This is a genomic window from Aureimonas altamirensis, from assembly GCF_023702225.1.
In the GTDB taxonomy this organism is placed as follows: domain Bacteria; phylum Pseudomonadota; class Alphaproteobacteria; order Rhizobiales; family Rhizobiaceae; genus Aureimonas; species Aureimonas altamirensis_B.
In genome coordinates this window covers 80,438-96,070 of the sequence record NZ_JAMQCO010000007.1, presented here as the reverse complement: position 1 = coordinate 96,070, position 15,633 = coordinate 80,438, and the positions used below count along the sequence as shown (strand labels likewise).

Below are 15,633 nucleotides of genomic sequence, written 5' to 3'. Positions count from 1 at the left end.
GTTTTCCAGAGTCCGAGATCCATGAACAGTCCGCTACAGCCGCCCGCATCCGCCTATTTCATTACCGAGGAGAAGGAGAGGGCGGAATCGCATACGCTCGCCGTCATCGTGGACAACGAGCCGGGCGTGCTGGCCCGGGTGATCGGCCTGTTTTCGGGCCGTGGCTACAATATCGAGAGCCTGACCGTGTCGGAAACGGAGCATGCGCGCCATCTGTCGCGCATTACGGTGGTGACGCGCGGTGCGCCGCACGTCATCGAGCAGATCAAGAGCCAGCTCGACCGGATCGTGCCGGTGCATAGCGTCGTGGACCTGACCAACGCTGCCGCCGGCAATGGCGAGGACGGCCCCATCGAGCGCGAACTTGCGCTGGTGAAGGTTGCCGGCGAGGGGGATGACCGCGTGGAGGCGCTGCGGCTGGCGGACGTGTTCCGCGCCAAGGTGGTGGATTCCAGTACCGCTCATTTCGTGTTCGAAATTACCGGCCGCAGCACCAAGATCGAGAAATTCATCCAGCTGATGAGCCCCATAGGCCTGGCCGAAGTGTGCCGCACTGGCGTTTCGGCCATGAGTCGGGGCCGCGAGCCGATGATCGTTATCGAGCAGGAGTAGCTCCGACTAAGGCTCTGATGCATGACCTATGAACTCCTGGTCGGCCTGGTGGTCTTCGCGTTCGTGTCCTCCATCACGCCGGGGCCCAACAACCTCATGCTGATGGCGTCGGGCGTCAATTTCGGCTTTCGTCGTTCCATCCCTCACATGCTCGGCATCTCGGGCGGGTTCGCCCTTCTGCTCCTGGCCGTCGGCATGGGGCTGGGCGTCGTCATCCACGCCTATCCCGGCCTGTCGCTGGCCATGAAGTTCGCCAGCGCGGCCTATCTCATCTATCTGGCGTGGCGGATCGCCTTTTCGCGCAGCGTCGGATCCGGCCAATCCGCTGCCGAGCCCCTGACATTCCTGCAGGCGGCGATGTTCCAGTGGGTCAATCCCAAGGCCTGGGCCATGGCCCTTGTCGGGATGGGGGCCTACGTCAACATGGAACGGCCCTGGCTGTCGGTGATCCTGGTCGCGGTCGTCTTCACCCTCGTCAACCTGCCGAGCGTGTCGGTCTGGACCGGATTCGGGATCGCCCTGCGCGGCTTCCTGGCCAACCGCACCCGCCTGCGCCTCTTCAATATCGCGATGGGGCTCCTGCTGGTCGCTACACTGTGGCCGATGCTGCGATGAGCTTGCGGCGGCGGTGTTTTTCTGCGAGGCGATTGGCATGAAGCTATCGTCACAGCAGGAAGATGCGCTCGACCGCGTCGCAGAATGGTTGAAGAGCCGCAACCAGCCGGTTTTCCGGCTGTTCGGATATGCCGGCACCGGCAAGACGACGCTGGCCCGCTACTTTGCCGAGGGGCTGGACGGGCAGGTGCAGTTCGCCGCCTTTACCGGCAAGGCGGCACAGGTGCTGCGCAGCAAGGGCGCGCGCAACGCCCGCACCATCCATTCGCTGATCTACCGCCCGCGCGGCGAAGAAACGGTCGAGGACGCCGAGACGGGCACCTCCCGCGTGTCGCCGGCCTTCTCGCTGAACCGGCAAAGCCCGGTCGCCAAGGCCAAGCTCATCATCGTCGACGAGTGCTCCATGGTCGACGAGGCGCTGGGCCGCGACCTCCTCAGCTTCGGAACGCCGGTCCTGGTGCTGGGCGATCCGGGGCAGTTGCCGCCGGTATCGGGCGGAGGCTTCTTTACCGAGGCGGAACCCGATTTCCTGCTGACCGAGATCCACCGGCAGGCGCGCGACAATCCGATCATCGACCTGGCGCTGAAGGTGCGCGAGGGGGAAGAGATCGCCTATGGGAATTATGGAGCGGCGCGCGTCATCTCGCGTCACGAAGTGGACAGGGATGCCGTCCTTGCGGCCGACCAGGTGCTGGTGGGCACCAACCGCACGCGGCGTCGCTACAATACCCGCCTGCGGGAATTGAAGGGCTTCCAAGGCGCCACGCCCATTTCCGGGGACAAGCTGGTCTGCCTGCGCAACGACCCGGCCAAGGGGCTGCTGAACGGCTCCCTGTGGCAGGTCATGACCGCCTCGCGCGAGACGGTGAAGCCCGGCGTCAACCTGATCGTCCGCCCGGAGGACGACGATCTGGACCGGGGCGCTGCCAAGATAAAGCTGTTGAAATCCGTGTTCGAGGAGCCGGATACGGAAATTCCGTGGCAGACGCGCAAGCGCTACGACGATTTCGATTTCGGCTATGCCCTCACCGTGCACAAGGCGCAGGGCTCGCAATGGAACGACGTGATGCTGTTCGACGAAAGCTTCGCCTTCCGCGACACGCGGGAGCGGTGGTTGTATACGGCGATCACGCGGGCGGCGGAACGGTTGACCGTCGTTCGGTAGGGGGAAGGTTCGATGACCAGTCTGTCGGTGAACGTGAATGCGGTGGCCATGCTGCGCAATCGGCGCAACCTGCCCTGGCCGAGCGTGACGGGCCTGTCGCGCATCGCGCTGGCGGCCGGCGCGGCCGGAATCACCGTGCATCCGAGGCCCGACCAGCGACATATCCGCTTTTCCGACGTGCCGGACCTGCGCGCGCTGCTGGATGCCGAGTTTCCCGACGCCGAATTCAACATCGAGGGCTATCCGACGCCCGAATTCCTGGCCCTCGTGCGGATGGGCCGTCCGGACCAGGTGACGCTGGTGCCCGACGATCCGTCGCAGGCGACATCGGATCATGGTTGGGATTTTGCCGGCAGGGCCGAGTTCCTGAAGCCCGTCGTCGAGCGCCTGAAAGGCGAGGGCATTCGCGTTTCGCTCTTTGCGGACCCGGATCCGGCGGGATACGAACAGGCCGTCGAGATCGGCGCGGACAGGCTGGAGCTCTATACCGGGCCCTATGGCGCCACCCATGGCGACAGTGCCGCGGCAGGCCGGGAGTTGGACCGGCTGGAGGTTGCCGGAAATCGCGCAACGGCGCTCGGTCTTGCGCTCAATGCCGGCCACGACCTGACCATTGCCAACCTGCCGCCGCTGTTGCACCGGCTGCCCGCCATCGCCGAGGTTTCCATCGGCCATGGCCTGACGGCGGACGCGCTGGAATTCGGGATGGCCGGCGCCGTCGGCCGCTTCATCCAGGCCACCCGGCCGCACGGCTGACCTTCGGGGTACTTGCAGCCGCCCGGCAAGTGCTGTAGAGCCTCTGACCGTAACCAAGGTTACGGTATGGCGCCTAAGGCGCGGCAGAGGATTGCGATCGTCTTGAACGACTTGGGCGACATCGATTGGACGGAGAGGCAGGTCGAGCTGCTGGACGCGGCGCTGGCGCTGCTCGTCGCACTCGGCCGGGCGCCTACCATGACGGAAGTGGCGCGCGAGGCCTCCTGCTCGAAGGAAACGCTCTACAAGTGGTTCGGCGGTCGCGACGGGCTGCTTGCTGCCATGGTTCGACGCCAGGCCTCGAAGGTTCGTGGCCTGCCGCTGGGCGCCGACGGGCTGGATGCGGCGGCCCTGGTGCTGCGGCTGGAGGTTTTCGCCCGGGACTGGCTGCAGGTCATCCATGGGCAGACATCCGTCGCACTCAACCGGCTTGCCGTCGGGCAGGCGGGCCATCAGCGGCATGGCCTCGGCGATATCATGCTCGACAACGGGCCGGCCGCGGTGCGCAGCCGCATCAAGACATTGCTGGAAGAGGGGCGGTCGCTCGGCCTGCTCGCCTTCGACAGTCCCGACGAGGCGTTCGGAGCCCTGTTCGGACTGGTCGTTCGCGATACGCAGATCCGGCTTCTCCTCGGCGAAAAGCTCAATGCGGACGACGCATTGGTGGAACACGACGCCAGGCTGGCGGTGCGCCAGTTCCTGGCGCTCTACGGAACAACCGGGATTCGGCCCTGACGGCCGAACCAATCCTAACTTGGAGGACATGACTATGCGCGTCTATTACGATCGCGATGCCGACCTGAACCTGATCAAGTCCCGCAAGGTGGCGATCGTCGGCTACGGCAGCCAGGGCCGCGCCCATGCGCTGAACCTGAAGGACAGCGGCGCAAAGGACGTCGCCGTCGCGCTGCGTCCCGGGTCGGCGACGGCCAAGAAGGCCGAGGCCGATGGCTTCAAGGTCATGACGGTGGCCGAGGCGGCCGGCTGGGCCGACCTCCTGATGATGGCGACGCCGGACGAGCTGCAGTCCGACATCTATCGCGACGAGATCGCCCCGCATATCCGCGACGGTGCGGCCATCGCCTTCGCGCACGGCCTGAACGTGCATTTCGGGCTGATCGAGCCGAAGTCCACCGTCGATGTCGTCATGATCGCCCCGAAGGGCCCCGGCCACACGGTGCGCGGCGAATACCAGAAGGGCGGCGGCGTGCCGTGCCTCGTGGCCGTGCATCAGAATCCGTCGGGCAATGCCCTGGAGCTTGCGCTGTCCTATGCCTGCGGCGTCGGCGGCGGCCGCTCCGGCATCATCGAGACGAACTTCAAGGAAGAGTGCGAGACCGATCTCTTCGGCGAGCAGGTGGTTCTGTGCGGCGGCCTGGTGGAACTGATCCGCGCCGGCTTCGAAACGCTCGTTGAGGCGGGCTATGCTCCGGAGATGGCCTATTTCGAGTGCCTGCACGAGGTGAAGCTGATCGTCGACCTGATCTACGAGGGCGGCATCGCCAACATGAACTACTCCATCTCCAACACGGCGGAGTGGGGCGAGTACGTGACCGGGCCGCGCATCATCACGGACGAGACGAAGGCCGAGATGAAGCGCGTCTTGAAGGATATTCAGAGCGGTCGTTTCACGTCCGAATGGATGCAGGAATACCGCTCGGGCGGCGCGCGCTTCAAGGGCATCCGCCGGATGAACGACGGCCACCAGATCGAGGAAGTCGGCGAGAAGCTGCGCGGCATGATGCCGTGGATCAAGTCCAACGCGCTGGTCGACAAGGCCCGCAACTGACCTGAGCGCCCCGGGCCCGGCCCGGGCGCCATCCCGCTTTACCGTCTTTGTTCGATGCCGCCCGGCGCACCGCGCCGGGCGGCATTATTGTTTGCGTGAACAGTATAACTTGATGTATAGGATATCATGTAGTATAAATTAAATACAACTATAAGTTTTTATTTTAAGGCGGCGGCCATGACTGATATAAGCTTGACACTCGACGACGTCGTCAATCTGCAACGGAAGCAGAGCGTCTCCCTCGTTACGGCGGAGCATGGCGCGCTTGCCGCCGGCACCCGACTCGAGTTGTGGCGCGACAATGTCCGCGTGCGCAGTGTGGTCGTGGGCAACAACGCAGTCTCTACGACGTTCAGCCTGTCCGGTGCCGATTGGGGCGCCGACGGCACGAGGTCGTTCAAGGTCAGGACGATCGCCCCCGGCACGGGTGCTGCAGGGGCCTGGAGCGCAGAAGAATCGGTCCTGGTGGATACGCGTCCGCCGTCACGTCCGACGATTCTGTCCGTATCCGGCGACAACAAGGTCAACGCCAGCGAGCGGTCCGCCGACATCCCCGTCGTTGTCTCGCACGAGGCGGCTGTCAGCGGAACTACCATGGACATCCTGATGAACGGGATGCTGGTCAAGACCGTGACGCTGGAAGCCGGCGCCCGCAGCACGACGGTCGATCTGTTGGCGGCGCTTTTCCACGAGGTCACGTCCTTCACCATTTCCGCTCGTCTGATCGACAGTGCCGCGAATTCGAGCCCTGTGAGTTCCGAGCGTTCGGTTCAGGTGATCACGCAGACGCCGGCGGGCGTCGCCATGCCCGTCATGGCCGGGGACAATATCGTCTCCGCGGCGGAGCGCGCCACGGTCACGACCGTTTCCGTTGAACATGCGAGCAATCTGGGCGGCGGCAAACTGGAAATCTGGCGCGACGGCGTGTTGCTCAAGTCGATCGCCATCGCCGCAAACGCGACCTCCACCGCCGTGCGCTTCAGCGGCGCGGACTGGGGGGCCGATGGAAGCCATACCTTCCAGGCCCGTATCGTCGACAGCGCGGGCAATCCCGGCGATTTCGGCGGTTCCCAGACCGTCAGGGTCGATACGGCCGCGCCGCAGGCGCCCGTCTTTTCCGCGATCGCAGGCGACGGGTTCGTCAACGCCGTCGAGTCTGCCCAGGGTGCGAGCTTCTCTATCGATCACGAAGTCGCCGGCGCCGGCGACAGACTGGAACTCTATCGTGATCGCGTCCTGATCAAGACCATCGATCTCGATGTCGGATCCTCGTCGACATCCGTCAGCCTGCTGGGGGCCGAGTGGGGTACCGAAGGTGCGCATACGCTCCGCGCACGCGTAGTCGACGCCGGCGGGAATGTCGGTGCGTGGAGCGCGAATGCCTCCTACAGCGCCGATACCGCCACGCCTGCTGCCGCCGAGCTGCTGATCATCGCCCGCGACGACCAGGTGAGCGCGGCAGAGAAGGCGCAAGCGACGGCGGTTGTCGTCCGCCACGGTCTGGCCATGAGCGGATCGCGGGTCGAATTGATGCGCGATGACGTGGTGCTGAAGACGGTTACCCTGGCCACTGCCGCTTCCTCGACATCCATCAGTCTCACCGGCGCCGACTGGGGGGATGATGGGGCCCATGAGTTCAAGGCGCGCCTGATCGATGCCGCCGGCAACGAAGGCGAATGGAGTGCGGTCCGTTCGGTTACGGTTGCGTCGACGCTCCCGGGCGCGCCCGTGCTCGGTATCTTCGCAGGCGACGGAATGGTGAACGCGGCCGAGCGCATCGCGGGGTCGACGCTTTCCATTGCGCACGACGCGGCTTCCGACGGGGCGCAGCTCGAGCTGTATCGTGGATCGACGCTTGTGCGTCGCGTAACCATGGCGGCGGGATCGACAGCCACGGAAATGCAGCTTGCCGGTATGGACTGGGGTGCCGATGGCCAGGCATCCTTTACGGCGCGGATCGTGGATGTGTACGGCAACGCGAGCGCGTCGAGTGCCGTTTCCACCGTGCTGGTGGACACGCGCAGCCCTCTCGCCGTCACGCTGCCCTCCATCACCGGTGATAACAAGATCACACTCGGCGAGAAGCAGGCGGACGTAACCATCGCGATCGGCCACGAAGCCGCCTCGGCCGGTTCGGTCCTGCAACTCTATCGCGACGGCACCCTGTGGAAGACGGTCGAACCGGTGGCCGGTACGACGTCCACTGCCGTCATCGTGGCGCCTGCCGATTGGGGCGCACCAGGAACGCTGCAACTCAAGGCAAGGCTTGTCGATACGGCAGGCAACGAGGGCGCATGGAGCGTGGAGCAGCGGGTTTCCGTCGCCGGCGCCCTTCCGGCGGCGGTGACTTTGGCGACGGTTGCCACCGACGGAATCGTCAACGCCGAGGAGCGGCGTTCCGTCACCCTGTGGCAGGCAAGCCATGAGGCCGCCCTGCCCGGAAGCGTCATCCAGCTGTACCGGGACAACGTCCTGTTGAAGTCCGTCACCGCGATCACCGGCGCGACATCGACCGCGATCTCCATGGCCGGAGCGGAATGGGGCATGGACGGCCAGCATCAGTTCAAGGCACGCTTGGTCGATCCGACCGGCGGCGCGGGTGAATGGAGCCTCGTATCCGACGTCCGCGTCGATACGAGCGCGCCTGCAGCGGTCGTCGTGCCCGTCATTGCAGGGGACGATCGTGTCAACGCTGCCGAGAAGGCGGACGGCGTCCAGGTCGTCATACCGCACGAGGCGGCACAGCCGGGAAGCGTGCTTCAGATCTACCGCGATGGCGCGGCCTTGCGGACCGTGACCCTGTCGGACGCGTCCGTGGCCACGACGGTAACGTTGCTCGATGCCGACCTTGGAGCTGACGGTGTCCATGCCTTCAAGTTCCGCCTGGTAGATGGCGCCGGCAATATCGGAGCCTGGAGCTCGGAGCGCCGTGTCCTCGTGGATACGGTGGCCGATGCCGCACCCGTCATCGAAACGGTGGCCGGCGACGATTTCATCAGCGCTCTCGAAAAGACGAATGTCCGGCTGATCACGGTCAGCCACGGTGCAGCCGCGACCGGAACGACGATGGCCCTCTACCGGGACGGCGTCCTTCTGAAGACGGTGATGCCGGCCTATGCGGCCACCTCGACCAAGATCGCCATGAGCGCAGCCGAATGGGGCGCCGACGGCGCGCACGAGTTCACGGCAAGGCTGGTCGATGCCGCCGGCAACCAAAGCGACCTCAGCGTCGAGCGTCACGTCACCGTGATGACCGGCACCCCGACTGCACCGACTCTTCCGGTTCTCGGCGCCGACGCGATCATCAGCGCGACCGAGAAGGCGGCCTCGTCTACGGTTTCCGTCACGCACGGGGCAATGAGCGACGGGGCGACGCTGGAGCTCTATCGCGATGGCGTCCGCGTGAAGACCGTCCAGGTCGCCGAGGGCGCCACGTCGACGGATCTTGCGATGAGCGGCTCCGACTGGGGAACCGACGGGTTCCACGGCTTCAAGGTCCGCATCGTGGACGTTGCCGGAAACGTCAGCCAGTTCTCGACCGAGCAGAGGATCTCCGTCGATACGATCGCGCCTGTGGCAGCCGTCCTGGCGGCTGTCGGCGACGGCTACGTGAACGCAACCGAAAAGCAGGGCGCCACCATCGTCAGGATTTCGCACGAGGCGGCGACTGCCGGCTCGGTCGTCCAGCTCTGGAGGGGTGACGATCTGGTTCGTGCGGTTTCGGTTTCCGCCGGCGTCAGGGCTACCGCAATCACGCTGACCGGCAGCGACTGGGGAAGCGAGGGTCCGCACGCGTTCAAGGCGCGCCTCATCGATGGCGCCGGCAATATCGGCGCATGGAGCGATGTGCAGACGGTTACCGTGGCATCGGCCGCACCGCCGGCGGTTACCTGGGGTACGCTCGCGACGGACGGATTGGTGAACGCGGTAGAGAAGGCGGCCGGGGTCGAGGTCGCGATCGGGCATGGCGCAGCGCAAACCGGTGCACGTCTGGAAATCTACAGGGATGATCGACTCGTCAAGACGGCCGCTCTCGAACAGGGCGCCACGAGCACGATGGTGTCTCTGGCCGCCGGCGACTGGGGCAGTGAAGGCGCGCATGTTTTCAAGGCGCGCATGGTCGACGGTAACGGGAATGCGGGCGCCTGGAGCGAGGATCGCTCCGTTCTGGTCGACAGCGTGGCGCCGGCAGCATCGTCCATCCTGTCGATCGCGAACGGCGGTTCCGTCGGTGCAGCGGAGCTGAGCGCGGTTTCGCATGCGACCGTGAGGCACGATGCGGCGTCCGCTGGCTCCAAGCTGGAGCTCTACAGCGGTGATACGCTGTTCAAGCGCATCGATCTGACGGTCGGCTCCACGCAGACGACGGTCGACATAAATCCGGCCGAGTGGGGGCCCGACGGTGTCTATACATTCAAGGCGCGCGTGGTCGATGCCGCCGGCAATATCGGCGCCTTCAGCTTCGCCAAGACCGTGACGGTCGCCCTGCCGACCGCCCTTTCCGCTCTCTCCGACGGGGTCGTCAACGGCACGGAACGCATGCAAACGACGGTTGCGACCGTTTCGCACACCGCGCTGGGAACCGGCTGGACGGTCGAACTCTATCGGGACTCGACCTTGGTCAAGACCGTTTCGGTGACTTCCGGGGCGACATCGACGGCAATCCCGGTGACGAACTCCGATTGGGGCGTGGAGGGCACGCACAGCTTTACCGCGCGTCTCGTCAGCCCGGCCTCGGTAAGCCGGACGACCGCCGCCCATCAGGTGCTGGTCGATTACACCGCTCCGAACGCGACGTCCCTCGCCCTGGGCATAATTGCAGGAGACGATACGGTCACATCGGTCGAGCGGCAGCAATCGACGGACGCCATCGTAACGCATGCCGCGGCAGAAACCGGAGAACGCCTCAACCTTTACCGGGACGGCGTCCTGGTGAAAAGCATTGCGGTTGCCGCCGGCTCCACTTCCACGGCGCTCTCCTTCGCGGAATCGGACTGGGGCAGCGATGGCTCGCACGCCTTCACGGTCGGGTTGATGGATGCAGCAGGCAACGTCAGCGTACACAGCGCGGCTCGAACCGTCGTGGTCAATCCCGCAGCGGCGCTTCTCGATATCGCGGCAGCGGCCGTGCGCGACGATTCGGCGCTGCTCGTCTGGGATCGTTACACACCGACGCAGTCGGGGCATTCCGTCGCCTACCGGATCTACAATGGATCTACCCTGATGGGGGAAACGACCGACCTCGCCTTCAAGGTCGAAGGGCTGAATGCCGCGACCAATTACGTGCTGTCGGTGAAGGTGGTCGAGCAGGGTGTCGAAACCAATCTCGGCGAGCAGATCGCATTCCATACGACGGCATCCGACTGGTGGGATATCCCGCAGGTCTACTCTCCCTACATCGACGTCGGGATCGGGCCGGTCACCTACAACAACCATCTCAAGATCATAGAACAGTCCGGGCTGAAAGCCGTCACACTCGGCTTCCTCGTACTGAAGCCCGAGGGCTGGATCGACGCCGACCACGCTTCCCAGGTAGACGGCGCGGGACTTCCGACCGGCAACACCAAAGGTCTCATGTGGGGTGAGTCCAACACGTCCGTCTTCCCATCGGACATGATCACGGAGACCGTCTCCGTGAAGGCGATGATCGCCGAGCTGCAGAGCAAGAACATCGATGTCACCATCGCGCTCGGCGGCTTCTCGGGCAGCGAGCCCGCCCTTTACGAAACGGATGTCGCCAAGCTTACGGCGATCTACCAGTCGATCATCGACGAATACGGCATCAAGCACCTCGACATCGATATCGAGGGCGCGTCGCTGAATTCGCTGGAATCCGGTGCCTATCACGGCTTCTATCCGCAATCCTATCTGGATCAGACGCATCTCAACCGGATCGAGGCGCTCAAGGCCATCAAGGATGCGAACCCGGGCGTGTCGATCTCCTTCACCCTGCCGGTCCTGCCGACAGGATTGCTCCCGAACGCCGTCGCCCTGATGCAGATGGTGAAGGACGAGGGATTCAGCCTCGACGTCCTGAACATCATGGCCATGGATTACGGGACGGGCGATCCGGATCAGGGGCGCAACGCTGTCGAGGCCGCCCGGAACACCATTGCCCAGTTGCGCGGAGTCGGGTTGGCCACAAAGGTCGGCGTCACGCCGATGATCGGCATCAACGACGTGATCAGCGAGGTGTTCACGCTGGAGGATGCGCGCGAGTTGCTGGAATTCGCCAAGGACAATCCGGATATCGCCTCGCTCGGCATCTGGTCGCTCGGCCGCGACCTTCCAAGCGATCCCGGCTCCAACGGCTTCACGCAGGACGACGTCAAGCCCAACGGCAGCGCGATCGTCGACCAGACGCGCTACGAGTTCTCGAACATATTCAACCAGCTCTCCAATGCGGGCGCGGGTTACGATCCGGCCAGCGGGGTGACCCTTCTGGGGGTGGTCTCCGGCAATGATATCGTCGGTTCAGCCGAAAGTACCGCGACGACCCAGGTGACGGCCAACTTCCCGGCAGCCGTAGCCGGTTCCCAACTGCAGGTAATTCGCGACGGTATCGTCATCAAGACTCTCGCACTTACCGCCGGCAGCACATCGCGCGAGGTGGCGTTGAGCGGTGCGGACTGGGGTGCGGAGGGCGTCCACATGTTCTCCGTCCGCGTGGTCAACGGCAGTGGAGCGACCCTCTCCACCAGCGTGCCGCGCGCAGTGACCGTGGACAAGACCGCCCCTGCCGCGCCGGTGATCGGCCAGCAGGCCGGGGACGATGCGGTGGGCCTGCAGGAGGCGACCGGTGGCCTTGCCTTCACCTTCACGCACGCCGTCGCTGATGCCGGAACCAAGGCACGGATCTTCCGTGACGGGGTTCTGGTCAAGACGGTGACGCTGGCGACGGATTCTACACAGTCGGAAGTCATGCTCTACGGTAGCGACTGGGGAACGGTGGGCGCTGCCGCCACGCCGTCCTTCACGGTCCAGCTCATCGATGCCGCCGGCAATGCCTCGGCGATGAGCGCGGGGCATACCGTCGCGGTCTCCAAATACGCGACGTTGCAGAACTGGGATGTCGGCAAGAACTATCCGTACAATTCGACTGTCGAAGGCAGCCAGCCGATCTATGTCCTGCACGAGGGGGTCGTCTATCGCACGAAGTGGTACGCTTCGCTCGGCGAGGAACCAGGTACGATCAGCGATCCGTTGTCGGATCCATGGGAAGTAATCGAAATTCTGCCTACCGAGCCTGAACCGCAAGACGGAGCGTTGCGAGTCCTGCCGACGGCATTGGCCGATACATCGGTCATGCTCATGTGGGATGCGCAAACGGCAAGCAGCAGCGGCGCGGCGGTTGCCTACAAGATCTACAACGGCAGCGATCTGCTCACGACGACTTCGAGCCTTTCCTACAAGGTCACCGGCCTGACCGCTGCAACGGCCTACCAGTTCTCGGTCCATGTCGTCGAGAACGGGGCGGAGACGCAAGTCGCCGAAACCGTTTCGGTTCAAACGGCCGCCTACCCACTGTGGGATATCGCGCAATACTATTCCCCCTACATCGACATGGGCCTCGGAAAGTCCCAGGCCCAGTTGGAAGCGCTGACCACGAGCAACGCCAAGCACGTGACCCTAGCCTTCCTGGTGCTCAAGCCGGACGGATGGGTGGATTCCGACACGCCGGCAGCCGTCGATGCAAATGGAAACCCGACGGGCGTCACCCATGGTCTGCGGTGGGGTGAAGGCAATACGTCGTTCTTCCCGGACGACAAGACGGCGAACGGCAGCACCACGATCAAGGCGCTGATCCAGCAGTTGCAGGGCAGGGGCATCGAAGTCACGATCGGGCTGGGCGGTTTCTCCGGCAGCGAGCCGGCCCTGTTCGTGACGAACGTGCAGGCGCTCACCGCAATGTATCAGTCCGTGCTCGATACCTACGGGGTCAAGCATCTCGACATCGACATCGAAGGCGCGTCGCTGAACTCTCTCGAGTCCGGCGGGTATCACGGCTTCTACCACCAGGCCTACCTGAACCAGACCCACCTGAACCGGATCGAGGCGCTGAAAGCCATCAAGGCCGCCAACCCCGACGTGACGATCTCCTACACGATCCCGATCACGCCGGACGGCATGCTGCCGAACGCGGTTGCACTGATGCAGATGGTCAAGGATCACGGCCTCGATCTGGATGTCGTCAACATCATGGCCATGGATTATGGGGCCGGCGATTGGGGTCATCGCGGCGACCAGGGACGCAACGCGATCGATGCCGCGCGCAATACCATCGCGCAGTTGCGGCAGATCGGCCTCAGTTCCAAGGTCGGCGTCACGCCGATGATCGGCATCAACGACGTCCAGACCGAAATCTTCACCCTGCAGGATGCGCAGGAACTCCTGGCGTTTGCCAAGGATAATCCCGATATCGCCTCGCTCGGCATATGGTCGCTTGGCCGGGACGAAACGGGTACTGCAGGTCAGCTCACCGTGGGTGGAAGCGGGATCACGCAGGACCCGTACGGGTTCACCACGATCTTCGAAGGCATCACCGATATCGGGGCGGGCTATGACACGCGATCCGGCCTGTCGATCGTCAATCCCCTGTCGTCGGACAACATCGTCAACGCCGCAGAGAAGTCCGGAGGCGTATCCTTTACGGTCAACCATGCCGCGGCGGTGGCCGGTTCGACCGTCAAGGTCTATCGGGATGGCGTCCTGATAAAGACGGTCTCGGCATCGGCCGGATCGAACCAGACGACGGTCAGCCTCAGCGGAACAGACTTCGGCTCGATCGACGGTGACTATACCTTCGCCGCGTCGCTCGTTTCCAACGGTGTCGAAGGAACCAGAAGCACCCTCCGCCACGTGCAGATCGATACGAGCGCTCCGGCTGCCCCGGTCATCGCCGCGGTCAGCAGCGACCACAAGGTCGTCGGAGGTGAGGGTGCAGATGGTATTCCCGTTTCCTTCTCGCATGGCGCGGCGTCGGCCGGATCGAAGCTCGACATCTACAAGGACGGCACGCTGATCCGCACGGTGACGATGCTTGCGGGGACGACACAGACGTCGGTAAGCCTGTCCGCAGGCGACCTTGCCCTGGCGACGGAATCCAACACGACGATAGGCCTGACCGCCAAGGTGCGCGATCTTGCCGGCAATATCGGCGCGACCTCCGCCACGGAATCGGTCATCGTCCAGAAATTCGCCTTCGTGAAGCCCTGGTCGGATGCGGTCGGCGCTTATACGAGCGGGGGTCTGTACGCGAGCTATGAGGGCCAAGTTTACAAGACGAAGTGGTATCCGAGCGACTACACGCCCCCTTCGGCCAGTTCGGAGTGGACGCTCGTCGGGCCCCTGTATTCCGATCCGGCAGTGCCCAACGCGCCGAAACGCCTTTATGCGACGGGCATAAGCCAGACCGGCGCCTTCGTCATGTGGGACAAGGCGCTCATACCAGGCACCGGAACGGTTTCGGGGTACGACATCTTCGTCGACGGATCGAAGGTCGGCAGCTCGACCGATACGCAATTCTCGCTCACCGGCCTCACGGCAGCGCATACTTATGCCGTGACAGTCGTGGCCAAGGACGCGACCGGGTCGTCAGTCGCATCCACCCCGTTGTCAGTGGTCACACGGTCAACGCCGGCGCCCGACATTGCCCAAACCTACACAATGGTGGCCGATGTAAGCCGCGTCGATACCGACGTCACAAACTTCATTGGTCATTCGTCGTCGATGTCCACAAGTTACATCCACAACCATGTTGAGAACTTGAGCAACTCGATCGTCTGGGCCGGAGGCAACTCCTCATTGGTCAGCACTGGCGGTCAGGATAGATGGATGAACTACGGTGCGTCCGGTACCGGAAATACCATCGGGCGGGATCAGATCAGCGAATACCGCAGCGGCGCAGGGGCGCCGGTTATCCTGTCGTTCGCACGGGATACCTCGGATAGCACCAGCGATCTGGCCCTCGGATATCCAACCGCGTCGGACTTGCTGCCCCAGCTGTCAAGCTTGACGAGTCAATATAACACCAACTACGTCGATTTCACTTTCTGGAATTCGGATCTCAGCTCATACTCGGCGAATGCAAGCAAGCATACAGTCCGCGATGTCGCCCTTCGGAATCTCGACACCCAAAAGGGAGATGCGCTGCACATATCCTATACGGTCGAAACGTCGACGACCGGCCTCACTGCCGGCGCGATACAGATGTTGCAGAGCGCCCATGCGAACGGTGTGAAGCTGGACGTGCTGAACATCCTGGCTGCGGACTACTGGGGTTCCGGCAGCGGAATCGATCTGGGCCGTACGGCCATCGATGTCGCGCTGGATGCGATCCAGAAGCTCGATGCCGCCGGCTATACCGACACCAAGGTGGGCATCTTCGTGCGCGCCGGTGCAAACGGTGGCGGGGGGACGTTCTCGCTCGACGATGCGCAGCAGATATACGCGTTCGCGAAAGAGAATCCGCATATCTCCGGCATCGGGTTGCTCAACCCGTACCAGGAAACGAACTACAACTACTCGAACATATTCAACGGGCTATAGGCGGATCGGCGCCCGGCATGCCAAGCGCATGCCGGGCGACGGCTATCGAAGACCGTGACAAAGACAAGAAGCGAGCCGGAACTCCGGTTCGCTTTTTTTTGTTCGAACGCGCGAACAGTGCTCCCCTTACGGGCGTAGAATGCAGCAT

7 protein-coding genes are annotated in these 15,633 nt (G+C 63.9%); all 7 read left to right on the top strand.

The genetic code is table 11. From position 1 onward, the window contains the following. The first annotated feature begins 21 nt into the window (after window positions 1-21). The 7 genes from ilvN (at window position 22) to NDN16_RS12770 (ending at window position 15,485) form a co-directional block, all read left to right on the top strand. A complete protein-coding gene (ilvN, locus tag NDN16_RS12800) occupies window positions 22-612 on the top strand; it encodes an acetolactate synthase small subunit (RefSeq protein ID WP_251113975.1) in 591 nt (196 codons plus the stop codon). Window positions 613-633: 21 nt separating this feature from the next. Beyond that, entirely contained in the window at window positions 634-1,227 is a 594-nt protein-coding gene (locus NDN16_RS12795; protein WP_251113974.1) for a LysE family translocator, read from the top strand. A 37-nt stretch (window positions 1,228-1,264) separates the two neighbouring features. Then, on the top strand, window positions 1,265-2,392 hold the full coding sequence (locus tag NDN16_RS12790; protein WP_251113973.1) for an ATP-dependent DNA helicase: 1,128 nt from the start codon (window positions 1,265-1,267) through the stop codon (window positions 2,390-2,392). A gap of 12 nt (window positions 2,393-2,404) precedes the next feature. Further along, window positions 2,405-3,148 carry a pyridoxine 5'-phosphate synthase gene (locus NDN16_RS12785; protein WP_251113972.1) on the top strand — a complete coding sequence of 248 codons (744 nt, stop codon included), beginning with the start codon at window positions 2,405-2,407 and terminating at the stop codon, window positions 3,146-3,148. Between the two features lie 102 nt (window positions 3,149-3,250). Beyond that, window positions 3,251-3,883: a TetR/AcrR family transcriptional regulator C-terminal domain-containing protein gene (locus NDN16_RS12780; protein ID WP_251113971.1), complete on the top strand. Its 633-nt coding sequence runs from the start codon at window positions 3,251-3,253 to the stop codon at window positions 3,881-3,883. A gap of 34 nt (window positions 3,884-3,917) precedes the next feature. Then, on the top strand, window positions 3,918-4,937 hold the full coding sequence (gene ilvC, locus NDN16_RS12775; RefSeq protein WP_251113970.1) for a ketol-acid reductoisomerase: 1,020 nt from the start codon (window positions 3,918-3,920) through the stop codon (window positions 4,935-4,937). Between the two features lie 177 nt (window positions 4,938-5,114). Beyond that, entirely contained in the window at window positions 5,115-15,485 is a 10,371-nt protein-coding gene (locus NDN16_RS12770) for a fibronectin type III domain-containing protein (RefSeq protein WP_251113969.1), read from the top strand. Window positions 15,486-15,633: the final 148 nt, after the last annotated feature.

Bases quoted from the DNA above. Each gene is read 5' to 3' on its own strand.
- ilvN (WP_251113975.1), top strand. From the start codon at position 22: ATGAACAGTCCGCTACAGCCGCCCGCATCCGCCTATTTCATTACCGAG.
- NDN16_RS12795 (WP_251113974.1), top strand. From the start codon at position 634: ATGACCTATGAACTCCTGGTCGGCCTGGTGGTCTTCGCGTTCGTGTCC.
- NDN16_RS12790 (WP_251113973.1), top strand. From the start codon at position 1,265: ATGAAGCTATCGTCACAGCAGGAAGATGCGCTCGACCGCGTCGCAGAA.
- NDN16_RS12785 (WP_251113972.1), top strand. From the start codon at position 2,405: ATGACCAGTCTGTCGGTGAACGTGAATGCGGTGGCCATGCTGCGCAAT.
- ilvC (WP_251113970.1), top strand. From the start codon at position 3,918: ATGCGCGTCTATTACGATCGCGATGCCGACCTGAACCTGATCAAGTCC.
- NDN16_RS12770 (WP_251113969.1), top strand. From the start codon at position 5,115: ATGACTGATATAAGCTTGACACTCGACGACGTCGTCAATCTGCAACGG.